This window comes from Pararhizobium sp. LjRoot238, from assembly GCF_964252955.1.
GTDB lineage: Bacteria > Pseudomonadota > Alphaproteobacteria > Rhizobiales > Rhizobiaceae > Pararhizobium.
In genome coordinates this window covers 3,389,424-3,411,869 of record NZ_CAXUPP020000001.1, presented here as the reverse complement: position 1 = coordinate 3,411,869, position 22,446 = coordinate 3,389,424, and the positions used below count along the sequence as shown (strand labels likewise).

Here is a 22,446-nt window from a genome sequence, read left to right as displayed (position 1 = left end):
GACATGTTCAACAGAAGACAGATACTCGGCGCGAGCGCCGCGCTGGTCTCCACCGCCGCCTGGGCCAAGACCTCCAACATGGGTCTGCCCGAGGCTGCGGTGATGGAATCCGCGGATACACAGACCCCTGTGCGGCCGACATCGGGACCGGACTACACCCCGGTCGTGACACTGAACGGCTGGACGTTGCCCCATCGCATAAACAACGGCGTCAAGGAGTTCCACCTCGTCGCCGAGCCCGTCGAGCGTGAGATGGCCGAAGGGATGACGGCGCACCTATGGGGCTACAACGGCCAGTCGCCGGGGCCGACCATTGAGGCGGTCGAGGGTGACCGGGTACGCATCTTCGTCACCAACAAGCTACCGGAGCACACGACGGTCCACTGGCACGGGATGATCCTGCCTTCAGGCATGGACGGGGTCGGCGGCCTGTCGCAGCCACATATCCCGGTCGGCAAGACCTTCGTCTACGAGTTCGATCTCGTGAAGTCTGGGACCTTCATGTACCACCCGCATTCGGACGAGATGGTCCAGATGGCGATGGGCATGATGGGCATGTTCATCATCCATCCCAAGGACGAGAAGTTCATGCCCGTCGACCGGGACTTCGTGTTCCTGCTCAGCGCCTACGACATCGATCCGGGCACCTACGTTCCGCGCATCATGGAGATGACGGACTTCAACCTCTGGGCCTGGAACAGCCGCATCTTCCCAGGGATCAGTCCCCTTGTGGTGTCGAAAGACGACCGGGTCCGCGTCCGGGTCGGCAACCTGACCATGACGAACCATCCGATCCACATGCACGGCTACGACTTCGAGGTCACCTGCACGGATGGCGGCTGGGTGCGGCCGGAAGCTCGGTGGCCGGAGGTCAGCATCGACATCCCCGTCGGCGCGATGCGGGCCTACGAGTTCGACGCCAAGTATGTCGGCGACTGGGCGATCCATTGCCACAAGTCGCACCATACGATGAACGCCATGGGCCACGACGTCCCGACTTTCATCGGCGTCGACAAGAAGGAAGTCACCGAGAAGATCCGCAAGATCCAGCCCGAGTACATGCCGATGGGCACTGCCGGCATGGCCGACATGGGCGAGATGGAAATGGAAATCCCGGAGAACACCGTTCCGATGATGACCGGATGGGGTCCGCACGGCCCGATCGAGATGGGCGGCATGTTCTCCGTGGTGAAGGTCCGCGAGGGTATTTCCGCGGGCGATTACACCGATCCCGGCTGGTACGAAAATCCACCCGGTACGCAGGCCTGGGAATGGACGGGGGAATTGCCCGAAACGACCAAGGCCAAGGATGCAAAGACACAGATCACGCCGAAACCAGCAAAGAACGGCTGATCTCTCCTCCCAACCAACCAACCAACCAATGGATTGAAACATGAAGACTGCAATCATCGGACTGATCCTCGCGGCGCTCGCGTCTCCGGCCCTCGCCTCCGGATCGCATGCTGGCGGCCACGGCGAGGCCATGGCCGTCGGCGAACCCGGCAAGAAGGCCAACGCCACCCAGACCATCCGCATCACGATGAAGGAGACGGAAGACGGCAAGATGATCTTCACGCCGGCTGTCTTCAAAGTGCGCAAGGGACAGACGGTCACGTTCGCGATCAAGAACGCCGGCGAACTCGATCATGAGTTCGTGCTCGACCAGGAAGACAAGATCATGGAGCACAAGGCCGTCATGGAGAAGTTCCCGGAGATGGAACACGACGATCCGAACGCGATCCGTCTGGCTACCGGAAAATCCGGTGAGATCATCTGGAAGTTCACCAACGACGGCACCTTCAAGATCGCCTGCCTGGTTCCCGGCCACTACGACGCCGGAATGCACGGCGACGTGACCGTGGCCAAGAAGTAATCCAACCCAAGGAGACATGACAATGAAATCACTCATGAGGTTCGTCACGGCCGCCGCCCTCACCGTAGCGGTCGCGTCCGGAGCGTTTGCCGCGGAATTCACCAGGGGCACCGTCAAGAAGGTCGACGTCAAGGCGAAGAAGGTCACGCTGATCCATGAGGAACTGAAGTCCCTCGAGATGCCTGCCATGACCATGGTGTTCCGCGTCAAGGACGACGCCCTGCTCGAGAAGCTCAAGGAGGGCGCGAGCATCGAGTTCGTCGCCGAGCGCGTCGAGGGCAAGCTCACGGTCACCGAAGTCAAGTAATCCGATACTCAGGGGCGCGGCCGTTCACGCGGCCGTGTCCCACGCATCTTCGTGGTAACCGAGAGAAAGCGGGCTCGGCCGACCGATAGGTCTTCGTCGCCGGGTGCCTGGAGTTCTTCGGCCGAACTACGCACGCGCCACGTGTCGTATCGTCCGCCCTGACAGAACGTTCTGCCTCCCGATTGTATAGCGCAGAGTTGGGTCGCACTGCCTGGAGGGCGGCTTCCCTACGAAACGGGACTTTCGCAGACCGCCCTCCAGAGATCATCCTTCCAGTCGTCTCCTCCCGCGCCCGACGTTCGTACGGGATAGTCGACACCCCTCACCGCTACCGCTTCCGGCGGGTTGCATCTGACAAGTGCTCTATGTTTTCCGGGGTCGCTGTAGACCGCGTCGCCCCGCCCGTTCGTTTCGGAGAGCGAGATAAGCACGTCATAGTCGTACCCCACTCGTTCCGCAGCTTGATTGCCAACGAGACTAAGGTTCACAACCGTGTCGTCGCCGAAGTGCGCCGTATGAAAGACAATCGGCTCCGCTGCTGCCGCGTTCGACACGAGCAGCACTTCGATCGCAAGAAATAACGCAACGCTGCGCATTCACCCCTCCCGTGGTTCATGCGAAGGAGAGACTATATCATGGCGGCGACCGGGCGTGTCGATGATCTCGCAGTCGAATCCGGAAGGAGCTCAACCAATCCGGACGACGGCTTCGGAAATGAATTCAAAGCGCGGAATGGCGAGGTTCTCCGGTGCTGGACCCTTGCGAATGCGACCTGCAGTATCATAGTGCGATCCATGACACGGGCAGAACCAGCCTCCGAAGTCCCCGGTCTGCCCGAGAGGGACGCAGCCTAGATGGGTGCAGACACCGATCATCACGATCCAGTTCTCCCTCCCATCGCCGGCAGAGCGAGCAAGACCGGTCGCAGCTTGATCGTCAGCAAGATTGGCGTTCCGCGCCACGGGGTCCTTGAGTTCCTCAATTGCGACTGCGTTTGCCGCTTCGATTTCCGTTGAGGTCCGGTTGCGAATAAAAACCGGACGGCCGCGCCATTTGACCGTGAGTGACATGCCTTCGTCGAGCGAGGATATGTCTACGTCGATGGAGGCCAGCGCAAGCGTCGATGCGTTCGGGAGCATCTGATCGATGAATGGCCAGGCCGATGCAACGGCACCCACAGCACTCGCCATGCCTGTCACAATATAGAGAAAATCACGGCGGGTAGGTTCGCGTGTCTCGTTCATGGCCATGGGACTGCTGCCTTTGCTACACACAACTGCTCATCTGCACCATTTGCTCTCCCATCCGTTAACGGGTTTTTCACATCGCGGCGCGATCTCGCGCTTATAACGGCAACCGGTGGGGGACGAGAGCGCTATGGGCGCTGCAGCTCACGACCCGAGTGTGCCGCACGGCAGGAGTTGTTGCTGGTGCCATTTTACCTCGCAATGCGGGCTATTGTAATGCCCTCCGTCGCCGGCGGATTCCTGTCCTGTTGGGTTCTCCTTGGCTACTTGATAGCCTTCGATCCTTGGGTTGCGGATGCTGCGTCGGAACGACGGTCCCGTCCTGTTGCAGGATTGCCCATTCGGCGTCCCTCGGCAGGGTCAATGCTGGATCATCCGTGTGCAGTGCCGATAATTGCGCTGAACACCATGGTTCCTTGAATGGTTTCAAATAATTGGATCAATTTTCTCATGCTCTGATGGAGCGAACGATTGGCGTGCCCTATAACGGCCGTGCCGCTGGCGTCACGTACTTCGTCTCGATTGTTCCTTGCACCGAAAAAATCAGAAACGCGGTTTCCTGCCCGATACGATCGCCATCCATAAGACGCACGACATCGTCGACACCGGCGACGGGCTTGTCGTTGATGGCCAAAACCAGGTCTCCTTCCTGCAGGCCGCCCTTTTCCGCCGGACTGCCTGGCTCTACCCGTCGCAACCGGACTGAGGTTGTCTGTGTGACCCCTGCCTGGAGCGCCACGCGACGGTGAAGCTCGATAGTGTCGGCGGCAATGCCGATGAACGCCCGGCGGACCTTGCCGAAACGCAGGAGTTCCGAGACCACATACTGCGCGGTGTTCGAGGCGACGGCGAAGGCGATGCTCTGAGCTCCCTGGATGACCGCGGTGTTGACACCGACCACTTCACCGCTCGACGACACGAGAGGCCCGCCCGAGTTGCCAGGATTGAGCGCAGCGTCGGTCTGGATGACGTCGTCGATAACACGTCCATTGGCTGCGCGCATCGAGCGGCCAAGCGCGGAAATGATTCCGGCGGTGACCGTCCACTCAAAACCCAGGGGATTGCCGATCGCGATCGCGATATGCCCTCGCTTCAGGCGCTTGGAATCGCCGAGTCTGGCCCACGCGCCGACGCTGCTGTCGGCTCTGATCAGGGCGATGTCGGTATCCGGATCTCGGCCGAGCACCCGCCCCTCGGTGACAAACCCATCGGGTGTCGTGATCCGCACTAACCGCCCCTCTTCCACGACGTGGTTGTTGGTAACGATCAAACCGTCGGGAGAGATCACGAACCCCGAACCGTGGCCGCCTCGTCCGCCGATCCGTTCGATGCGGCTGACAGCCGGGCCGACGAGATCGACCGCGCTGGCGACCGTACTCGAATAGACGTCGAGGAGGCCGCCGTCTTCTGCGGGCACAATGCTCTGATCAATGAATCCCATAGGTAACGCCCTCCGACGTCCGCCAACGCCTTTTGTAGAGGACCGGCAGCGGCCTGCATGAGCAAGGGGGCTGTCAGTACGACAGTGTTGAGTTGATATATAAGTGAGACCGGGGATCATGAGTTTCAAGCGAGAGTGGCCAAGCGAGAGTGGCCAAGCGAGAGTGGCAATGTGAGCCAAACGCTGGACAGTCTTGCGCGTGCCCTCCCGCCCCTGTCTTCTTCCTCAGGACAACGCCGCTGCAATGTTGACACCCTCGCCTGTCGATGCCCGGAGCCGGCGGAGCGAACTTGTCGCCTGACGGCGTAAATTTCGTTGTAACCAACTCCAGACGGTTCATAGTACGCCACCCGGTCGATCGGGAAGGTTCATCCTGGAAGGAGAGACGGGCATGTCTGGAAACCTCGATGAGATCCGCGAACAGCAGCGCGACACCTGGGACCGCTTTTCAGCAGGGTGGAAAAAATGGGACGCGCTGGTTCTGGGCTGGCTCGCTCCGTTTGGCGATGCGATGCTCCGGCACGCGAACCTGCGGAAGAACTCGCATGTTCTTGACGTCGCCGCCGGGACCGGCGAACCCGGCCTCACTGCTGCAGAAATGGTCCCGCATGGAAAGGTGACCGTAATTGATCTCTCCGAGCGCATGCTGGCGGTTGCCGCTGAAAATGCAGCTCGGCGCGGCCTGTCGAATTTGGAAACCAAGGTCTGCGATGCGGGAGCCCTGCCTTTCCCCGATGCGCGCTTCGACGCCCTCCTGTGCCGCTTCGGCTTCATGTTCTTTCCAGATATCGCAACTGCCGCACGCGAATTCGCACGGGTGGCAAAGCCAGGTGCGAAGATTTGCGCGGCGGTCTGGAACGGGCCTGACAAAAACCCTTGGGCAACAACAATCATGTCTACGATTGCACGTCACGTGGAGATGCCAGCACCGCTGCCCGGTTCGCCCGGTCTCTTTCGTTGCGCGCCATCAGGACTAATGCGCACCGCCTTCGAAGAAGCAGGTCTGCAAGACATCGTGGAGGAGGAGGTTTCGTCGATCATGACGCACGAAACGCCGGAAAGGTACTGGGACTTTATGACAGACATCGCAGCACCCGTGGTGGCCGGACTTGCGAAAGCCGACACGGCGACGCGAGCCCTAGTCCGCGACGAGGTTCTGGCCCTGGCGCGTCAATCCATGCAGGACGGCCATGTCCAGCTCCGTTCGACTGCGAATATCATCACTGGCACCCGGTAGGACGCTGATAGTGGGCGACCGGTGAATTTTGATTGCAGGCTTGGAGCTGACTGCAATCGTCGGGAGTTTCATCACCCTTCTCGCACTATGGGCTGCTCTGGGCATCGGCTATTCAATCGCGCAGACCCCGTCGGGGAGGCTTCTGCGACGCTCCGCCCACTCCGAAGACCGCCCAGCCCTCTTCGCGGCGCACTTCGCACTATCGCACGCGGCTTGGCTCTCCTGCCCTTGGCTGGACCGGCTCCTACCGCCTCGAGGGCAGCACGACGAGCGCGGTCGAGCGGCGAATGTCCGCGGCATTGAAATCCTTGCCGCCCGGTTCATTTGATCGAGCTTTGCCAGCCGACATTCCTGCCGCATGCCTAACTTGAAGACGGCCCTAATCCCTTTGTGTGAATAGTTGTCACCCTCTGTTTATGAGATATTTGCACGGAGTGAATGCTTTCATCACGGACGAAAGCACAAACAAATTCCGTGATTGGTGTAAGTCCGACACAATTTGCTTACGAGGCGCGATCATGAAGACCTACGCGGCATTGATTATCGGAGTCGCCATCGTGGTGTGCACCCCAAGTAGTCGGTACGTTAACTTGCCTGGATATGCCTATAAAACCGATCCGACTTGCAGTCGCACTCAATCGATCTCCAAGTTTGATAGGGACTGTGATTATCCGAGGCTTGGGTTTCCGGACTTCACGCCGCCGATAATTGGAATCGTCGGAATTTGAGCTGAGGCGAGCGAAAGTCTCCCGCCAATACCCGCGCGCATCAATCCTTCCGGCTGATTGCCACCGTCCTATAACCTTGCTCTGCTCCGAGGGTGACCAGGCACCGTGTTCCGGCAATGCCTGGCGCGGCTCGACGAAAGATCTCCTGGCGACGGCGTTCCTCGTCACTCACACGTTCAAGTTTGCCAACGGCTTCGCCGTAGAAAGCCGGCAGTGCGTGGCATTCTTGCGCACAGAACGCCGGGAGGATGGATCGAGGAGCTTTCCTCGACCCTTGTCGGTTGCACGGCCAGCCTTCGGCCTCGAAAGGAGGATGCAGAGGAAACCAACCATGACGATAAAAAAACGGAATTATGGAGCAAATGCCACCAACCGATAACGATGCGGCGTTGGCAGCTTTGCGCCCCATTTCGGTCGTTCACAACACCCGTGGGAGTTCTTGAAAGCTGCCTTTCAAGCTTGATGGTGACAGGAGCTCAGGCGGACCTATTGAAATGGCCGGTTAGATCGAACGCTGGGTCGCGCGGATATCGCCGTTCTTCCCGCTGTCGCGCGGGGTTCCGCGGGTCGATGACCGGCGGGGTGGTGAGTGGGATCGTCTACGTGATCAGCAACGGCCTGCAGTGGAAGGACGCGCCGGCAGGTTATGGGCCGTACAAAACGCTCTACAATCGCTTCATCCGCTGGAGCCGGCTCGGCGTCTTGGAGATTGGCCCGCCGCCGCAGGCACCGTCGGGTGTTCAATCGCTTGACGCATCTCCTGGACATGCCGCGCCGGCGGCGCGCCAAATTGCCGAAGATACTCGCGGCTGAATTGGGAGGCGCTCTCGTATCCGACCGCGAAGGCCGCATCCGACGCGCTATGGCCGCCTGCTAGCAACAACTGGCGGGCTTCCTGCAATCTGAGATGCTTTTGATACTGAAGAGGACTGAAGCCAGTTATCGCCAGAAAATGGCGATGCAAGCTTGCGCGGCTCATCCCGCTGGCATCGCAAAGGGCATCGATGCGAAGGTGCGCGTCGGCGTGATCCCTGATCCATGCGACGGCGCGCCGGACGCGTTCCAAGGCACCTTCAGGCCGTGCGATCTGACGCAGCAATCGTCCCTGCGGACCCTGTAGCAACCGATAGAGTAGCTCGCGCTCGATCATCGGGCCGAGAACGGGAATGTCCGCCGGGCTATCGAGCAAGGACAGCAACCGGAGCAATGTATCGCAAAGCGGAGCGGTCATCGGATTGACCGCGACGCCCATGCCTTTCTGATCGCTCTCGCGTACCGAGGGCATGGTCGCAGCCAGCTCCGCCAACAGCGCCGGGTCCAGGACGAGTGAGACCGCGACATAGGGGCGGGCCTCTCCGGCATCGAGAATTTCCCCGATCAGCGGCAGGTCGAGAGCGCTGATGAAATACTGCGCGCTGTCGTAACTGAGAAGGGTATCGTTGATCGCAACACGCTTGGACCCCTGCAGAATGAAGCAGATCATCGAGCGATAAAGGCAAGGCGCCGTGCCCGTGGAGCCTTGTCCCACGAAGATATCGAGGCGGGGGATCAGTGTCTCCGTCAGGCCCGTCGCGGCATGACGCAAAACGATGTCCAGGTGCTGCGCGAGATCGTGTGTCATTTCTCCAGTGTGCCACGGGCCCGCGGAAAAGCAAAGGCGTTGAGACGATCAGGCAAGACGTTGAGCCGATCAGGCGTATTCCAGATCAGGCTTTAGCCTATTTTGGATCAAGCGCCCGATGGCGCGACGATCCGAGAAAGGCAACCATGACCCACCCTATCGCACTTATCACCGGCGCAAGCCGCGGCCTTGGCCGCAACATGGCGCTTCACCTGGCCAAACGGGGGGTCCACATCATTGGCACCTACCGTACTGGCGCAGCCGAGGCCAACGCACTGCGTCAGGAAGTCGAAGCGCTGGGCGGTAAGGCGTCGATGCTGGCGCTCGATGTCTCCGACACGGCGAGCTTCCCGGCATTCGTCGATGCCATCACGAAGACGCTCAGGTCGGATTTCCACAGAGATCGTTTCGACTATCTCGTCAACAACGCAGGCAACGGCCTGTTCTCTAACTTTGTCGACGCGACCGAGGAGCAGTTTGCTTCCCTGGTTTCAACCCATCTCCAGGGGCCTGTTTTCTTGACCCAGAAGCTTCTGCCGCTGATCGCGGACGGGGGGCGCATTCTGAACGTCTCGTCCGGCTTCGTGCGCTTCACCTTGCCGGGGTACAGCCTCTATGCGGCCATGAAGGCGGCGGTCGAGGTGCTCTCACGTTATCTGGCTGTCGAGCTGGGTGAGCGCAGGATTCGCGTCAACGCCATCGCGCCGGGTGCCATCGCAACCGATTTCGGCGGCGGCGCAGTACGCGATGACGAGGGTGTAAACGCGTACGTCGCGCAAGGCATCGCGCTTGGCCGCGTCGGACTGCCGGACGATGTGGGCGGCGCCGTCGCCGCGATCCTGTCCGACGACATGGCCTGGGCCAATGGCACCACGTTCGACATCTCGGGAGGACAATTACTTTAGACCGCGCGAGCTCTCACCAGATTGTCGATTATCGAGAGGCCATCATGACGACCACCAAGCTTACCCTCATCAGCCACCCCCTATGCCCGTTCGTTCAGCGCGCGGCCATTGTTCTCCTGGAGAAAGGCGTCGCCTTCGAAAGGATCGACGTCGATCTCGCTGACAAACCAGACTGGTTCCTGGCGCTTTCACCGACGGGCAAGGTGCCTTTGCTGAAGGTGAAGCAGGCGGATGACAGGGACGCCGTCCTGTTCGAAAGCATGGTGATCTGCGAATACCTCGAAGAGACGCAAGGTGGCGGCAAGCTCTACTCGGAGGATGCGCTGTCCCGCGCTCGGCAGCGCGCCTGGATCGAATATGGCACGGCGACTCTGGCCGAAGCCTGGCAATTCCTCAACGCCAAGGATCGCGGGACTGCAGACGCCAAGCGTGCCGCCTTTCGAGGCCGGCTTGAGAGGCTCGAGGAAGCATTGGAACAGGGGCCGTACTTCGCTGGTTCGACGTTCAGCATGGTCGATGCGGTGTTCGCGCCTCTGCTCCGGTATTTCGACCTCATCAACCCGGCCGTGACGCAGATGATGTTCCAGGGCTTCCCGAGCGTAACGCGATGGCGGGACGCTTTGGCTCTACGAGAGAGCGTCGTGGCGGCCGTGGGTCGGGACTACGGTCAGCGGTTCAAGCAACATCTGGCCGAGCACCAAGCGCTCTTGGCGGAGTAATGCCCCCCAATCCCGCCTTCGCTCTTTTGGTGTCTTGACCCGGAGGCGCTCCGAAGAGACGCTTGTACTCACGGCTGAACTGCGAGGCGCTTTCGTAGCCGACCGCGAACCCCACCTCGGCTGCACCTGCCTGGTTCGCGATCATGCGTCGGCGGGCCTCGTGGAGCCGGATATACTTCTGATACTGAAGCGGGCTGACGGCGGCGACGGCTTTAAAGCGGTCATAAAAAACGGATACGCTCATGCCTGCCAGTGCCGCCACCGCCTTGAAATCGAGGCGCTCGGTGTAATGGTCGCGTATCCAGGCCATGGCCTTGCGAATGTGCATCAGGCGCGAGTCAGACCCGGCAATCTGACGGAGCAGGCCGCCGTGCGGGCCTATCAGCAGCCGAAACATGAGCTCGTGCTCCAGAGACTGAGCCATGACCGGGATTTCGGTCGGGCGATCGAGCAGTTCCACCAATCTTCCCCAAGCGCCAAGAAGCGACACACTCGCAGTGCTGACGCCGTATCCCGATTCAATCGGCAACTCCGGCATCGCTGCCATCTCGAGGACGAGGTCGGACAGCAGAGCCGGGTCCAGAAACAGACCGACTGCGACAAACGGTCTATCTTGTGAAGCCTCGCAGACCTGTCCCAACGCGGCGATCTCGGCCGCGACGATCATGCTTTGACCGGGTCCGTACTCGAACATTTTGTCGCCGATAAACATGCGCTGAGTGCCCTGTATCACCAGGGATGCCGCCGGATCATAGATCAGCGGGTCGATCTCAGTCGTATGGTCGAGGGTGTAAGCAAACAGTCTCGGCAATTTAAGACTTGGACGGCCGGCGTGACGCATTGCGATGGCGCGTATTTTGTCGAGTTCGCTCATGGAGCCACCCTAACCCGATTGCCCAGTTCTATCAAGCATTCCGGAAGATTAGGCAATGTTGACGGAAGATTCGGCATCGTGGCATCCGGGTTCAAATCCTATTATCGGCCTCAAGACAGAGGCCATCGGGGCTTCTGATGGTCCAGGAGAAACTGCCATGCCCACCCCAATCGAAATCGTTTCAGCTTTCTGCGCAACATTTCATGAAGACGGCGGAAGGCCAGCCGTCCGTCGCTGGTTCACACCCGACACGCGCTGGGTCAACGAAGGCGTCTCAGTCACAACGGGTACCGACGAGGCCATTGCGATGATCGACGGACTTGAGACATCTATGGGCATCTCCACGGTCCATATCGACATGCTCGCGATTGCCGCAGACGGACCCCGCGTTCTCACCGAAAGGCTCGACCGGTTCGAGCGTGCCGACGGCAGTGAGATTGGGCGCGTGATGATCATGGGAATTTTCGAGCTTGAAGGCGACAAGATTGTCGAGTGGCGGGATTATTTCGACGTGACCGCCGTCCAGAAGTTCTCTGCCGGCTAAGACGCCTGCTTGCGAACGATGGTGCTGGTTGCGGAGATTATTGTCTCCGCAATCAGCACGACGCGCCCGGCTGGACTTTCGACGACAGGCCGTAATCCTGCCAAAGCAGATGGGTCACGTCCCGAATATCGACGCTCCACGTAACCCTGATCGTCTCGCTGATGCAAAATTTCCAGCATTGGGCCGAAAGCGGTCGTTGGTGGCATTTGCTACATAATTCCGTAAAAAAACGGCTCGAGACCACGCCGGAAGGAAGGGGATACAAGGGGAGAGGTAACCCGCGGCACCTCTCCGGCCAAAACGGGGATGACGGTCTGCCGCGAAGGCGCGGCTGGCTTTACCTCTCCCCCAGTGGGAGAGGACACAAAATCAACATCTTAGCCAAAGGCTAAGTGTTAGATTTTGTTGGTGAGGGGATCTCCGCAACACCTCAAAAATCCCCGCCTCCAAAACCTCCTCTACGATAACCCCGTTCCGCCTCGGATACGCTGCCAGCCGTGGCAGCCAGGCGGGACCGGCGCCGGTTTCAGGGAAAGGACGGAAGTCCTTGAGGCCGGGGTTTGCAAGAAGGTTCCCCTCCGCAGGCTGATGCTGCTGCTGCGGGCGTGCAAAGGCATAGAGGGCCGACAGGCCGTAGCGGAACGAGTTTGCGGGCATAAACCGCCGAACGGGGCTCTGAGAGGTGTCACCTATTCTATTCTTACGAGGCAGCTTTCAGCGCCCCGTCCGACATCAGCCAAACCACGGCGAGAGATCGCGCGTGAAGGATCGGTCATGGCCGCAAGACGTCCCGCCTCACCTGCCAGCAACCGCCCGCGTATGATCATTGATCTCGATCCAGTACCCGTCCGGATCCTGCACATAGGCCTGCCGGAAACCGTCCCGCCGGACCCCGATCTGCCCGACATGTCCCGGCCAGTCGTAAAACGTCACGCCACTCGCCACGATATCCGCGACGAACGCATCAAGGTCGTCAACGCGCAGCGCAAAATGCGTATCCTTGGTCAGGTGCGTGGCGCCGAAATCGCCCTCGATGAGGTGGATCGTATCGAGCCCGCCGATCGTCAGCCAGCGCACATTGGCGCTGCCGGCCCGTTCGATCGGCTCGAAACCGAGGATGTCGGTGTAGAAGGCGACGCTGCGATTAAGATCGCGGACCAGCAGTGCGAAGTGGTCGAGACTGTAGCTGTGGCGCATCCGATCCTCCCGTTGCGCTTCATTGTTACGTGCATTCAAAGGGCCGAACGCCCGCCCTCACCGCCCCGCGAACGGATCCGCCAGTGCCGCTTCCGGCCGGCTGATCGGGTATTTGGTGGCGGAAATGCTCGCCGCCAGCTTCTTCGGCCCTTCCCGCTTCAACAGTGTGCGAAAACTCGGATGCATGCCGCCATCGACATAGGCGCTCATCGAACTGCTCGCGGGAATGGCTTGCGTCATCGCCGCTTCGACCTGGCGCTCCGCCGCTTCAATCTTCGCCATCGCCTGCGGCTCGAGCTGGTTGGTGACCGCCGGGCAGGCCGCGAGCGGATCGGCCGGTTCGCCGCCGTCGAATTCCTTGTTGAAGACGTAGCGGCTTTCGCAGACGGAAACCTTGGGCTGCCGGCGCGTCACCTCGAAGGCATCGTATCCTTCCTTCAGCGTGTGCCAGAAGGACATGTTCGGATCGCCCCGATTGAGCGCCATGTTCTTGGCCGTCATGCGGAACGGAAAGGCCTGGACCTGGAAATTCTCCTGCCCGCCCGAAAGCGCCCTCTGCACGATCGCATAGATTTCGCCGACGCCCTGGTCGGTCATGGCATAGCAGCCGGAGGACGAGCAGGCCCCATGAACCATCAGCGCCTCGCCGGTATAGCCGAGCGCCGATTCGAGTCGGTTCGGATAGCCGAGATTGAAGGAGACGTAATATTGCGAGTTCGGATTAAGCTGGCCTGCCGAGACGTGATAGAAGCCTTCCGGCGCCTGCCGGTCGCCGATCTTCGTCTTCGGTCCGAGCTTTCCCGACCAGCGGCACATCGGATAAGTCTTCAAAAGCGCGTAAGTGCCCGACTTGTCGACCTTCCAGACTTCGAGCTCGCTTTCCTGCTTGAAAATCCTGACCAGCACCGGACTTTCCGGCTTCATGCCCTTCCTCGACATCTCGGCTATCATCTTGCCGGAGAGTTTCGGTGGCGCCTCGGAGAGATCGTCCAGCCCCAGGCAGCCGGAGAGCGCCACGCCGAGCGCAAGGGCGGCGATCGTCCGGGTGAGAACGCGGCGGGCGGTGCGCATCGCGGCGCCGGAAAGGGAAATCGAAGGAAGCATGAAGGCGTCTATTGCTTGAAATCGTGCCAAAGTTGTGTCGAACGGTCCAAATCAGGGCACCGTCCGCCCCGATCCCAGACAGAATCCGAAAGAGCGGTTAGCGTTCCGTTAATCAGGACCGGGCTTGTTGCGGCGGAAGCATCCGCCGGCATGTCATTGCCAGACGACGATCCTCGCCTTGTAGGGCACCCTCTCGTAGAGCTCGATGATGTCCTGGTTCAGAAGCCGCACGCAGCCGGACGACACCGCCTTGCCGATCGACTGCCACTCCGGATTGCCATGCAGCCGGTAGAGCGTGTCTTCGCCGTTCTGAAAGATATAGAGCGCACGCGCGCCGAGCGGATTGTCGAGGCCCGGCGGCATGCCGCCGTTCTCGATCGAGTATTTCGCAAGGCTCGGCGTGCGGGCGACCATCTCGTTCGGCGGCTTCCAGTGCGGCCAGGCCTGGCGCCAGTGGATGATGCCGTCGCCCTGCCAGGCAAACCCTTCGCGGCCGATGCCGACGCCGTAGCGCATTGCCGTTCCGCCCGGCTCGACGACGTAGAGAAAGCGCGACGGCGTATCGACGACCACCGTGCCAGGCGCCTCGCCGGTCGGGTCCTTGACGCGCTGGCGGTAGAATTGCGGATCGATCTCCTGATAGGGCACCGCCGGGATCAGGTAGCCACCGTCTTCGACCGGGCCATACATGACCTGCAGTTCCGCTTCCGACGGCGGCCCGATGGGTCGCGCGATCGTCACCGGCTTCGGCACGGGCCGACTGGACGTCGTACAGCCGGCCAAAGTGCCAGCCGATGCCGCAAGCGCCGCGAGAAAGCCGCGGCGGGATAAACTATGGTCGATTGTCATGAGCCCCATCAATCCGCTTCAACATGTCCTATCCAGCCGAACGAAGCAGCCGGGCACGCTTGCCGATGAAAGCAGTGCGCGACCTATCCTCGTCCGGAAGAATCGGAGCAGAGCCCGTTATGCCGCCAATTGCGGCCGGTTCCAACGGTGTCACCTGCTTCTGCCGTCACGAATCCAGCCCGGTCACCACATCGTGATGGGCCGTGTTCCGCCTTTCTTGCAATGCAACTCAGGCGCTCCTATTGTGCCTTTTCCGCCTTGGGAGACCTGCACGATGCCCTTCATCGAAACACCCGATGCTTCCGCCGGCGAGCAGACAGCGGCGATGTATGCGCAGGCCGAGGCCGGCTATGGCTACCTGCCGAACATGATGAAGGCCTTCGGTCACCGGCCGGAGGTGATGGCGAATTGGAGCGCGCTGCTTGCCAGCATCAGGGCCAACATGGACCTGCGCCGCTACGAACTGGTGACGATGGCGGCGGCAAAGGAATTGAAGAGTTCCTACTGCATGCTTGCTCACGGCTCCGTCCTGCTGCGCGATATCTTTACCGCCGACGAGGTGCAGCAAGTCGCGGAAAATCCGAACGAGGCCCCGATCGACGAGGCTGAACGCGCCATCATGCGATTTGCCGCCAAGGTGGTGCGTGATGCGACCGCGATCGAAGAGCCGGATGTCGATGCCCTGAAGCGGCACGGCCTCTCCGACGCCGAAATCTTCGACGTCGTCACCGCCGCCGCCGTCCGCTGCTTCTTCTCGAAGACACTTGACGCGCTCGGTGTGCAAGCCGACGGCATTTACGAAAAGCTGGAGTCGGGCCTGAAGGCTGCGCTGGTGGTCGGCCGTTCTATCGACGAGACCGCGTCGAACTGACATGGCGCCGCTAGGCTTTTCGCCGTTCAAAGAGACGGCGGAATGACGCTGGCAGGCGTCAAGCCTCCGCCAGGCCCACCCCTTCAATCCCCTTCCTCCTTCGGATGACCGATAAAATTTGCCTCAAATGCAGGCGCCCGATTTCACGCGGATGAAATGGCGCCCGGGTTAAGAGGGCTGTATTGCCACATCCGAAGGAGCGCCCTCACAGGGCAGATCGTCATGGCCCAGGTCATTACCATGTCAGCCACCACGGCGGCTTACGCGGCGCAAGCCGTGAAGCCGTCCGCGCGCGTGAGCGGCGATGGCCCGACCGAGGAGGCGATCACATTGCTGTCGGCACGGCCGAAGGACGATGCGGCCAACAGGCATGCATCGGTCGCGGCACTGCGCAGCCCGACCGCGCTGTCGCTGATGCTGTTGAGTTCCAACGGTCGGCCGCCGCAGGGCACACGCGGCGACGTGGTTCGTCGCTATATGGAATTCGAACCGGATGAGCCGAAAGCCGATGAGAACGGCGAGAGCTCCGAAGAGTAAGCCGCCCTCCCCGTGAGAAAAAGGCAGCAGCGCAGTGTTCCCGCGCCGCCTCCTTGTGCCGAAAAAATCACAAAACTCAGTTGTGCCGGAAATTCAATTGTGCTTGTGCGCGCCACCGGCGGCGCTACCGACGGGAAGTACATAGTCGACCTTGCCGGCCTTTTCGAAGGTCAGCGTCACCGGCACGCTGTCGCCCTCGACGAACGGCTTTTTCACGTCCATGAACATCAGATGCAGGCTGCCGCCCTTGAGCTCGACGGTTTCACCGGCCGGAATGGCGATGCCCTCTTCCAGCTTGCGCATCTTCATCACGTCGTTCTGCATGGTCATTTCGTGCAGTTCGACGCGACCCGCGGCCGGGCTTTCGACCGAGACCAGCCTATCGTCTTCGCTTCCATCGTTCTTGACCGTGAAGCCGCCGCCGCCGACCTTGGCCCCCGGTAGCATCGCCTTGACGCCGCCGCCTGAAATCTCAAGCGATCCGGCCTTGACCGTCGCGTCACCCTTCCCCGCCATCGCTGCCATGTGATCGCCGTGATGCCCGCTGGCCTGTGCCGAAGTCACGGTGATCGTCGGTGCCGGGTGATCGAGCGAATGGGCGTCCTGGCCTTCGGCGGCGATCTCGTCCCAGACGACCTTGTCCGTCGCGCCGCATAGCTGCGTCACCGGAAAGGCGATCTGCGTCTCCTTGTCGAAGCCCGAGATTTTCCCCTTGATGACGAAGGTGTCGTAATAGTCGTCGGACAGATTGCCGTTCTTCCAGCGGATTTCGAGCGGCCCGGACGTTACCGTCTTGCCGTGGTTGTCGTAGCTCTTCTGGTAGTCGCCCTTGATGATCTCGATCTCCCAGCCGGCCTTCGGCTGCGGCTTGGCAAAGACGAAGCCTTCCGGCAGTTTCACCTGGACTTCGGTCGTCGCATTGCCGTCGCAACCGTGCGGAATCTGCAGCACGGCCTTGAAGTTGCTTTCCGAGGCAACTTTATCGGTTTCGAAGGACGCATGCGCATAGGCGGCGCCAGCGCCAGCAAGAGAAAAGGCAAACGCAAGAAGTGCTGTTCTGGTCTGTATCATTGATCTGTCTCCAGACCGGTCGTTGCCAACACGGCAAGCCGGTCAACGCCGCATCGGGCGGCTAAAATGACTGAAAACGTGAAAGAATCGCCGAAGCGATAACGTCAGAGCGACAGCGGAGGGGCACGCGATTGCGGCAGAGCGCGCCGATGTTCGACGAAAACGGCTAGAAAATCCGCCTTGCTTTCGGCAAACGCGGCGAAGCGAATGATGAGATAACCGTCGCTTGGGGGCGACGGCAAGGCGATCGATGCGGCGAGCCGGCAATAGTCGCAGACCGGCGCAAGCCCCTCATGCGTGGAATTGTGATCGTCGACACCGTCCGACCCGAAGCAGATATCGGCGATCGTGCCATCCGGTAGCAGATATTCGCTTGCGATCGCCGACGTGATCTGCCGGGCGAAGGTCGGTTGATGCGCAAAAGACAGGAACAGCAGGGCGAGTGCCGAAAGCACGCGCACCGTCATCTGCCACTGTCGTCCGGCTCTGGCCATCGATCATCCCCGTGTTGACCGATTGCATTAACGTCTCGGCGCAAGAAAAGCAAAGGCCGCTTTGCCGCAGCATTCTCATCCTACTGAAACGGTGGCGACAAAAATCTGTTCGGCCGCGACATTTTGCGCTTGCCAAGCAATCGGGATCGCCGTTATCTGAACCCGATCTTGTTGGGAGAATCCGGGTAACACCGGTGCCGAAGGAGCAACCGCCCCGGAAACTCTCAGGCCAAAGGACCAGCAAGGTGCCGGTAGGACTCTGGAGAGAAGCATTTCCGCTCGCCGAAGGGATAACAATCTCAGGCAAAGGGACAGAGGGGGCTCGAGGATACGTCGCAGTCAATGCGCGTGGAGATGAGCCGGCGCGTTGCGCCAGACCTGGAGGCCGGATTTGGACGATCATTCCCCCCTGAAACAGACGCCGCTGCATGCGCTGCACGTGTCGCTTGGCGCCCGCATGGTGCCCTTTGCCGGCTACGACATGCCGGTGCAATATCCGGCGGGGGTGATGAAAGAGCATCTCCACACCCGCGCCGCCGCCGGCCTGTTCGACGTTTCGCATATGGGCCAGATCATCCTGCGGCCGAAATCCGGAAAAATCGAGGATGCGGCGCTTGCGCTTGAAAAGCTCGTGCCTGTCGACGTGCTCGGTCTTGGCGACGGCCGCCAGCGCTACGGGCTTTTCACCAACGACGAGGGCGGCATCCTTGACGACCTGATGATTGCCAATCGCGGCGATCACCTGTTCCTCGTCGTCAATGCCGCCTGCAAGGATGCCGATTTCGCACATCTGCAAAAACAGCTCAACGAGACCTGCGATCTCACCTTACTCAATGACCGCGCGCTGATCGCGCTGCAGGGCCCCCGCGCCGAATGTGTTCTGGCCGAGCTCTGGGCCGATGTCGCTACCATGCGCTTCATGGACGTGGCCGAAGCCGATCTTCATGACGTCCCCTGCATCATTTCCCGCTCCGGCTATACCGGGGAGGACGGTTTCGAGATCTCCATTCCCGCCGCCTCTGCCGAAGATGTGACGCGCCGGCTTCTCGAACATCCCGATGTCCTGCCGATCGGTCTCGGCGCCCGCGACTCGCTTCGCCTGGAAGCCGGGCTGTGTCTTTACGGAAACGACATCGACACCGGCACAACGCCGGTCGAAGCGGCGCTCGAATGGGCGATGCAGAAGGCGCGCCGGACGGGCGGCGCTCGCGAAGGCGGCTTCCCCGGCGCGGGCATCATCTTGCGTCAGTTTGCCGACGGCGCCGGCCGGCGGCGCGTCGGCCTGAAGCCAGACGGGAAAGCGCCCGTGCGCGGCGGTGCAGCCCTGTTTGCCGATGCGCAGGGTGAACGGCCGGCCGGTACCGTCACCTCAGGCGGATTCGGACCGAGCGCCGACCATCCGGTCGCCATGGGCTATGTCGCAGCGCCCTATATCGCGAACGGTTCCCAACTCTTCGCGGAGGTGCGCGGCAAATACCTGCCCGTCACCGTCTCATCCCTTCCCTTCATCACCCCGACCTACAAACGCTGATCTGGAGCAAAATCCAATGCTGAAATTTACCGACGAACATGAATGGCTGAAGATCGAGGGTGACGTGGCGACCGTCGGCATCACCGCGCATGCCGCCGAGCAACTGGGCGATCTCGTCTTCGTCGAACTGCCTGAAACCGGAACGAGCCTCGACAAGGGCGCGACCGCCGCGACCGTCGAATCCGTCAAGGCTGCTTCCGACGTCTATTGTCCGCTCGACGGCGAGATCCTCGAGAGCAACCAGGCGATCGTCGACGACCCGGCGCTGGTCAACAGCGACCCGCAGGGCGCCGGCTGGTTCTTCAAGCTCAAGCTTTCGGACCCGTCCGCCGCCAATGCACTGCTGGACGAAGCCGCCTACAAGGAGCTGATCGCCTGATGAGCATGCCGAAAGACTTCACCTTCACCGACTACAAGCCGTATGACTTCGCCAACCGGCGCCATATCGGGCCCTCGCCCGACGAAATGGCGGCGATGCTCAAGGTCATTGGTTATGACAGCCTCGACGCGTTGATCGATGACACAGTTCCGCCGTCGATCCGGCAGAAGACGCCGCTTGCCTGGGGGGCCGCGATGACCGAGCGCGAGGCGCTCGACAAGATGCGCGAAACGGCCAACCGCAATCAGAAGCTCGTGTCGCTGATCGGCCAAGGCTACTACGGCACAATCACGCCGCCGGTGATCCAGCGCAACATTCTGGAAAACCCGGCCTGGTACACGGCCTATACGCCCTACCAGCCGGAAATCAGCCAGGGCCGTTTGGAGGCGCTGCTGAACTACCAGACGATGGTCTGTGACCTGACTGGCCTCGACGTCGCCAACGCCTCGCTGCTCGACGAGGCAACGGCTGCAGCCGAAGCCATGGCCATGGCCGAACGCGTCGCAAAATCCAAGGAACGCACGTTCTTCGTCGATGAGAACTGCCATCCGCAGACGATCGCGCTGATCAAGACCCGCGCCGAGCCGCTCGGCTGGACGGTCATCGTCGGCAATCCTCATAGCGATCTCGAATCCGCGAGCGTCTTCGGCGCAATCTTCCAGTATCCCGGCACCTATGGCCATGTGAGCGACTTTTCCGGTCTGATCGCCCGGCTGCATCAGGCCGGCGCGATCGCGGTCGTTGCCGCCGATCCACTGGCGCTCGCACTCCTGAAATCGCCCGGCGAAATGGGTGCCGATATTGCCATTGGCTGCACCCAGCGTTTCGGTGTTCCCGTCGGATATGGCGGCCCGCACGCGGCCTACATGGCGGTCAAGGATGCCTACAAGCGCTCAATGCCCGGCCGTCTCGTCGGCGTATCCGTCGATAGCCGCGGCAACCGCGCCTACCGCCTGTCGCTGCAGACGCGCGAACAGCATATCCGCCGGGAAAAGGCGACATCCAACATCTGCACGGCACAAGTGCTGCTTGCCGTCATGGCATCGATGTATGCGGTTTTCCACGGTCCGAAGGGCATCAAGGCGATCGCCCAGAGCGTTCATCAGAAGACCGTTCGTCTCGCCATGGGACTCGAGAAACTTGGCTACAAGGTCGAGCCCGACGTGTTCTTCGACACGATCACCGTCGATGTCGGCAAGCTTCAGGGCATCATCCTGAAGACGGCGGTCGCCGAAGAAGTCAACCTGCGCCGGATCGGCACCACCAAAATCGGCATCAGTCTCGACGAACGCTCGCGGCCGGTGACGCTGGAGGCCGTCTGGCGGGCGTTCGGCGGCGATTTCAGCGTCGAGGATTTCGAACCCGGCTACCGTCTGCCGGAATCCTTGCTGCGCACCAGCGAATATCTGACCCATCCGATCTTCCATATGAACCGGGCGGAAAGCGAAATGACGCGCTATATCCGCCGGTTGTCGGACCGGGATCTGGCGCTCGATCGTTCGATGATCCCGCTCGGCTCCTGCACGATGAAGCTCAACGCAACAGCGGAAATGCTGCCGATCACCTGGCCGGAATTCTCCGAAATCCATCCCTTCGTGCCGGCGGACCAGGCCGAAGGCTATCGCCACATGATCACCGATCTGTCGCAGAAGCTTTGCGCCATCACGGGTTATGACGCGGTCTCGATGCAGCCGAATTCGGGTGCTCAGGGCGAATATGCGGGGCTGCTTACCATCCGCGCCTATCACCTTGCCAACGGCGACAGTCATCGCGACGTCTGCCTGATCCCGACCTCGGCGCACGGCACCAACCCGGCCTCGGCGCAGATGGCCGGCATGAAGGTGGTCGTCGTCAAGGTCAGCGACAACGGCGACATCGACATGGAGGATTTCCGTGAAAAAGCAAAGCAGTACACGGAAAACCTCTCGTGCTGCATGATTACCTATCCGTCCACGCACGGCGTGTTCGAGGAGAATGTTCGCGAGGTCTGCGAGATTGTTCACAGGCATGGCGGCCAAGTCTATCTCGACGGAGCCAACATGAACGCCATGGTCGGGCTCGCCCGGCCCGGCGATATCGGTTCCGACGTCAGCCATCTCAACCTGCACAAGACCTTCTGCATCCCGCATGGCGGCGGCGGCCCCGGCATGGGGCCGATCGGCGTCAAGGCGCACTTAGCGCCGTTCCTCCCGGGACATCCGGAAACCGATGGCGGCGAAGGCGCCGTCTCCGCGGCTCCCTTCGCCTCGGCGTCGATCCTGCCGATCTCGTGGAGCTACTGCCTGATGATGGGCGGCGAAGGCCTGACGCAGGCGACCAAGGTGGCGATCCTCAACGCCAACTATATCGCCGCAAGGCTGAAGGGCGCTTACGGCGTGCTCTACAAGTCGGCCAAGGGCCGCGTAGCGCATGAGTGCATCATCGACACGCGCCCGCTGGTGGACAGCGCCGGCGTCACGGTGGACGACGTTGCCAAGCGGCTGATCGACTGCGGCTTCCATGCGCCCACCATGAGCTGGCCGGTTGCCGGCACGCTGATGATCGAGCCGACGGAATCGGAAACCAAGGCCGAGATCGACCGCTTCTGCGATGCGATGCTGGCGATCCGTGCCGAGGCTCAGGCGATAGAGGACGGCCGGATGGACCGCACCAACAATCCGCTGAAGAACGCGCCGCACACGGTGGAAGATCTCGTCGGCGATTGGGACCGCCCCTATTCGCGCGAACAGGCCTGCTACCCGCCGGGTGCCTTCCGCGTCGACAAATACTGGTCGCCGGTCAACCGCGTCGACAACGTCTTCGGCGACCGCAACCTCGTCTGCACCTGCCCGCCGCTGGAGGATTACGCCGAGGCGGCAGAGTAACGCTGAAAACGAAAAGGGGCGCTCAGTGCACCCCTTTTTCGTACTGCTATCGA

At 61.1% G+C, this 22,446-nt stretch carries 22 protein-coding genes, 2 pseudogenes and 1 riboswitch; of the genes and pseudogenes, 14 read left to right on the top strand and 10 right to left on the bottom strand.

All coding sequences use genetic code 11. The features are described from left to right. Positions 1–3 precede the first annotated feature (3 nt). The 3 genes from ACSQ3F_RS16550 to ACSQ3F_RS16540 are packed head-to-tail and all read left to right on the top strand — an operon-like array spanning position 4 to position 2,180. A complete protein-coding gene (locus tag ACSQ3F_RS16550) occupies positions 4–1,353 on the top strand; it encodes a multicopper oxidase family protein (RefSeq protein ID WP_436101225.1) in 1,350 nt (449 codons plus the stop codon). 40 nt (positions 1,354–1,393) lie between these two features. Beyond that, the gene (locus tag ACSQ3F_RS16545) at positions 1,394–1,873 is read left to right on the top strand and encodes a cupredoxin domain-containing protein (protein WP_436101224.1); all 480 of its coding nucleotides are present in this window, start codon (positions 1,394–1,396) and stop codon (positions 1,871–1,873) included. A gap of 22 nt (positions 1,874–1,895) precedes the next feature. Continuing rightward, complete coding sequence (locus ACSQ3F_RS16540; protein ID WP_436101223.1) at positions 1,896–2,180, top strand: copper-binding protein; 285 nt, start codon at positions 1,896–1,898, stop codon at positions 2,178–2,180. 227 nt (positions 2,181–2,407) lie between these two features. Here the strand turns inward: ACSQ3F_RS16540 and ACSQ3F_RS16535 are convergent, their stop codons facing one another. The 3 genes from ACSQ3F_RS16535 to ACSQ3F_RS16525 form a co-directional block, all read right to left on the bottom strand. Beyond that, complete coding sequence (locus tag ACSQ3F_RS16535) at positions 2,408–2,776, bottom strand: hypothetical protein (protein ID WP_436101222.1); 369 nt, start codon at positions 2,774–2,776, stop codon at positions 2,408–2,410. A 90-nt stretch (positions 2,777–2,866) separates the two neighbouring features. Next, positions 2,867–3,430, bottom strand: coding sequence for a ubiquinol-cytochrome c reductase iron-sulfur subunit (gene petA, locus ACSQ3F_RS16530; protein ID WP_436101221.1), 564 nt, complete (start codon positions 3,428–3,430; stop codon positions 2,867–2,869). A 478-nt stretch (positions 3,431–3,908) separates the two neighbouring features. After that, a complete protein-coding gene (locus tag ACSQ3F_RS16525; RefSeq protein WP_436101220.1) occupies positions 3,909–4,868 on the bottom strand; it encodes a S1C family serine protease in 960 nt (319 codons plus the stop codon). Positions 4,869–5,259: 391 nt separating this feature from the next. Here ACSQ3F_RS16525 and ACSQ3F_RS16520 point away from each other — a divergent pair, with 391 nt between their 5' ends. The 3 genes and pseudogenes from ACSQ3F_RS16520 to ACSQ3F_RS16510 form a co-directional block, all read left to right on the top strand. Continuing rightward, entirely contained in the window at positions 5,260–6,105 is an 846-nt protein-coding gene (locus ACSQ3F_RS16520; protein ID WP_436101219.1) for a class I SAM-dependent methyltransferase, read from the top strand. A 25-nt stretch (positions 6,106–6,130) separates the two neighbouring features. Further along, positions 6,131–6,325 (top strand): annotated as a pseudogene (locus tag ACSQ3F_RS16515) (MFS transporter); the annotation flags it as partial. A 1,014-nt stretch (positions 6,326–7,339) separates the two neighbouring features. After that, positions 7,340–7,535 (top strand): annotated as a pseudogene (locus tag ACSQ3F_RS16510) (transposase); the annotation flags it as partial. Here the strand turns inward: ACSQ3F_RS16510 and ACSQ3F_RS16505 are convergent. Continuing rightward, positions 7,510–8,454 (bottom strand): AraC family transcriptional regulator N-terminal domain-containing protein, encoded by a 945-nt coding sequence (locus ACSQ3F_RS16505; RefSeq protein WP_436101218.1) that lies wholly within the window; start codon positions 8,452–8,454, stop codon positions 7,510–7,512. The pseudogene ACSQ3F_RS16510 and the gene ACSQ3F_RS16505 sit on opposite strands and share 26 nt — an antisense overlap. A 146-nt stretch (positions 8,455–8,600) precedes the next feature. Here ACSQ3F_RS16505 and ACSQ3F_RS16500 point away from each other — a divergent pair, with 146 nt between their 5' ends. Both ACSQ3F_RS16500 and ACSQ3F_RS16495 read left to right on the top strand, forming a co-directional pair. Further along, on the top strand, positions 8,601–9,359 hold the full coding sequence (locus ACSQ3F_RS16500) for an SDR family NAD(P)-dependent oxidoreductase (RefSeq protein WP_436101217.1): 759 nt from the start codon (positions 8,601–8,603) through the stop codon (positions 9,357–9,359). A 44-nt stretch (positions 9,360–9,403) separates the two neighbouring features. After that, positions 9,404–10,078 (top strand): glutathione S-transferase family protein, encoded by a 675-nt coding sequence (locus tag ACSQ3F_RS16495; RefSeq protein ID WP_436101216.1) that lies wholly within the window; start codon positions 9,404–9,406, stop codon positions 10,076–10,078. Here the strand turns inward: ACSQ3F_RS16495 and ACSQ3F_RS16490 are convergent. Beyond that, positions 10,035–10,952: an AraC family transcriptional regulator gene (locus tag ACSQ3F_RS16490; RefSeq protein WP_436101215.1), complete on the bottom strand. Its 918-nt coding sequence runs from the start codon at positions 10,950–10,952 to the stop codon at positions 10,035–10,037. The two genes, ACSQ3F_RS16495 and ACSQ3F_RS16490, sit on opposite strands and share 44 nt — an antisense overlap. A gap of 157 nt (positions 10,953–11,109) precedes the next feature. On the opposite strand from ACSQ3F_RS16490, the gene ACSQ3F_RS16485 reads away from it, so the two are divergent. Then, entirely contained in the window at positions 11,110–11,496 is a 387-nt protein-coding gene (locus ACSQ3F_RS16485) for a limonene-1,2-epoxide hydrolase (protein ID WP_436101214.1), read from the top strand. A 795-nt stretch (positions 11,497–12,291) separates the two neighbouring features. Here ACSQ3F_RS16485 and ACSQ3F_RS16480 read toward each other — a convergent pair. The 3 genes from ACSQ3F_RS16480 to ACSQ3F_RS16470 form a co-directional block, all read right to left on the bottom strand. Further along, positions 12,292–12,693 (bottom strand): VOC family protein, encoded by a 402-nt coding sequence (locus ACSQ3F_RS16480; protein WP_436101213.1) that lies wholly within the window; start codon positions 12,691–12,693, stop codon positions 12,292–12,294. Positions 12,694–12,750: 57 nt separating this feature from the next. Beyond that, on the bottom strand, positions 12,751–13,797 hold the full coding sequence (locus ACSQ3F_RS16475; RefSeq protein WP_436101212.1) for a hypothetical protein: 1,047 nt from the start codon (positions 13,795–13,797) through the stop codon (positions 12,751–12,753). A gap of 153 nt (positions 13,798–13,950) precedes the next feature. Then, positions 13,951–14,646 (bottom strand): L,D-transpeptidase family protein, encoded by a 696-nt coding sequence (locus tag ACSQ3F_RS16470; RefSeq protein ID WP_436101211.1) that lies wholly within the window; start codon positions 14,644–14,646, stop codon positions 13,951–13,953. A gap of 274 nt (positions 14,647–14,920) precedes the next feature. Here ACSQ3F_RS16470 and ACSQ3F_RS16465 point away from each other — a divergent pair, with 274 nt between their 5' ends. Then, entirely contained in the window at positions 14,921–15,517 is a 597-nt protein-coding gene (locus tag ACSQ3F_RS16465; protein WP_436101210.1) for a carboxymuconolactone decarboxylase family protein, read from the top strand. Positions 15,518–15,739: 222 nt separating this feature from the next. After that, positions 15,740–16,054 carry a hypothetical protein gene (locus tag ACSQ3F_RS16460; protein ID WP_436101209.1) on the top strand — a complete coding sequence of 105 codons (315 nt, stop codon included), beginning with the start codon at positions 15,740–15,742 and terminating at the stop codon, positions 16,052–16,054. A gap of 93 nt (positions 16,055–16,147) precedes the next feature. On the opposite strand, the gene ACSQ3F_RS16455 is transcribed toward ACSQ3F_RS16460, so the two are convergent. Together ACSQ3F_RS16455 and ACSQ3F_RS16450 are read right to left on the bottom strand one after the other, a co-directional pair. After that, on the bottom strand, positions 16,148–17,125 hold the full coding sequence (locus ACSQ3F_RS16455; RefSeq protein WP_436101208.1) for a DUF1775 domain-containing protein: 978 nt from the start codon (positions 17,123–17,125) through the stop codon (positions 16,148–16,150). 104 nt (positions 17,126–17,229) lie between these two features. Then, positions 17,230–17,619, bottom strand: coding sequence for a hypothetical protein (locus tag ACSQ3F_RS16450; RefSeq protein ID WP_436101207.1), 390 nt, complete (start codon positions 17,617–17,619; stop codon positions 17,230–17,232). 162 nt (positions 17,620–17,781) lie between these two features. Continuing rightward, positions 17,782–17,869, top strand: a riboswitch (glycine riboswitch). Between the two features lie 141 nt (positions 17,870–18,010). Between ACSQ3F_RS16450 and gcvT the strand changes: the two genes are divergently transcribed. Genes gcvT through gcvP form a run of 3 tightly spaced genes read left to right on the top strand, consistent with a single transcriptional unit; the run spans position 18,011 to position 22,393 of the window. Then, on the top strand, positions 18,011–19,150 hold the full coding sequence (gcvT, locus tag ACSQ3F_RS16445; RefSeq protein ID WP_436101206.1) for a glycine cleavage system aminomethyltransferase GcvT: 1,140 nt from the start codon (positions 18,011–18,013) through the stop codon (positions 19,148–19,150). A gap of 16 nt (positions 19,151–19,166) precedes the next feature. Further along, positions 19,167–19,529 (top strand): glycine cleavage system protein GcvH, encoded by a 363-nt coding sequence (gene gcvH, locus ACSQ3F_RS16440; RefSeq protein WP_436101205.1) that lies wholly within the window; start codon positions 19,167–19,169, stop codon positions 19,527–19,529. Further along, entirely contained in the window at positions 19,529–22,393 is a 2,865-nt protein-coding gene (gcvP, locus tag ACSQ3F_RS16435) for an aminomethyl-transferring glycine dehydrogenase (protein ID WP_436101204.1), read from the top strand. Before gcvH ends, gcvP begins: the two co-directional genes overlap by 1 nt. The last annotated feature ends 53 nt before the right edge of the window (positions 22,394–22,446 follow it).

Coding starts and splice junctions, on each gene's coding strand:
- petA (WP_436101221.1), bottom strand. CDS start 3,430: ATGGCCATGAACGAGACACGCGAACCTACCCGCCGTGATTTTCTCTAT.
- gcvP (WP_436101204.1), top strand. CDS start 19,529: ATGAGCATGCCGAAAGACTTCACCTTCACCGACTACAAGCCGTATGAC.
- ACSQ3F_RS16520 (WP_436101219.1), top strand. CDS start 5,260: ATGTCTGGAAACCTCGATGAGATCCGCGAACAGCAGCGCGACACCTGG.
- ACSQ3F_RS16500 (WP_436101217.1), top strand. CDS start 8,601: ATGACCCACCCTATCGCACTTATCACCGGCGCAAGCCGCGGCCTTGGC.
- ACSQ3F_RS16450 (WP_436101207.1), bottom strand. CDS start 17,619: ATGGCCAGAGCCGGACGACAGTGGCAGATGACGGTGCGCGTGCTTTCG.
- ACSQ3F_RS16465 (WP_436101210.1), top strand. CDS start 14,921: ATGCCCTTCATCGAAACACCCGATGCTTCCGCCGGCGAGCAGACAGCG.
- ACSQ3F_RS16485 (WP_436101214.1), top strand. CDS start 11,110: ATGCCCACCCCAATCGAAATCGTTTCAGCTTTCTGCGCAACATTTCAT.
- ACSQ3F_RS16540 (WP_436101223.1), top strand. CDS start 1,896: ATGAAATCACTCATGAGGTTCGTCACGGCCGCCGCCCTCACCGTAGCG.
- ACSQ3F_RS16505 (WP_436101218.1), bottom strand. CDS start 8,454: ATGACACACGATCTCGCGCAGCACCTGGACATCGTTTTGCGTCATGCC.
- ACSQ3F_RS16460 (WP_436101209.1), top strand. CDS start 15,740: ATGGCCCAGGTCATTACCATGTCAGCCACCACGGCGGCTTACGCGGCG.
- ACSQ3F_RS16455 (WP_436101208.1), bottom strand. CDS start 17,125: ATGATACAGACCAGAACAGCACTTCTTGCGTTTGCCTTTTCTCTTGCT.
- ACSQ3F_RS16495 (WP_436101216.1), top strand. CDS start 9,404: ATGACGACCACCAAGCTTACCCTCATCAGCCACCCCCTATGCCCGTTC.
- ACSQ3F_RS16475 (WP_436101212.1), bottom strand. CDS start 13,797: ATGCTTCCTTCGATTTCCCTTTCCGGCGCCGCGATGCGCACCGCCCGC.
- ACSQ3F_RS16525 (WP_436101220.1), bottom strand. CDS start 4,868: ATGGGATTCATTGATCAGAGCATTGTGCCCGCAGAAGACGGCGGCCTC.
- ACSQ3F_RS16470 (WP_436101211.1), bottom strand. CDS start 14,646: ATGACAATCGACCATAGTTTATCCCGCCGCGGCTTTCTCGCGGCGCTT.
- gcvH (WP_436101205.1), top strand. CDS start 19,167: ATGCTGAAATTTACCGACGAACATGAATGGCTGAAGATCGAGGGTGAC.
- ACSQ3F_RS16490 (WP_436101215.1), bottom strand. CDS start 10,952: ATGAGCGAACTCGACAAAATACGCGCCATCGCAATGCGTCACGCCGGC.
- ACSQ3F_RS16550 (WP_436101225.1), top strand. CDS start 4: ATGTTCAACAGAAGACAGATACTCGGCGCGAGCGCCGCGCTGGTCTCC.
- ACSQ3F_RS16480 (WP_436101213.1), bottom strand. CDS start 12,693: ATGCGCCACAGCTACAGTCTCGACCACTTCGCACTGCTGGTCCGCGAT.
- ACSQ3F_RS16545 (WP_436101224.1), top strand. CDS start 1,394: ATGAAGACTGCAATCATCGGACTGATCCTCGCGGCGCTCGCGTCTCCG.
- ACSQ3F_RS16535 (WP_436101222.1), bottom strand. CDS start 2,776: ATGCGCAGCGTTGCGTTATTTCTTGCGATCGAAGTGCTGCTCGTGTCG.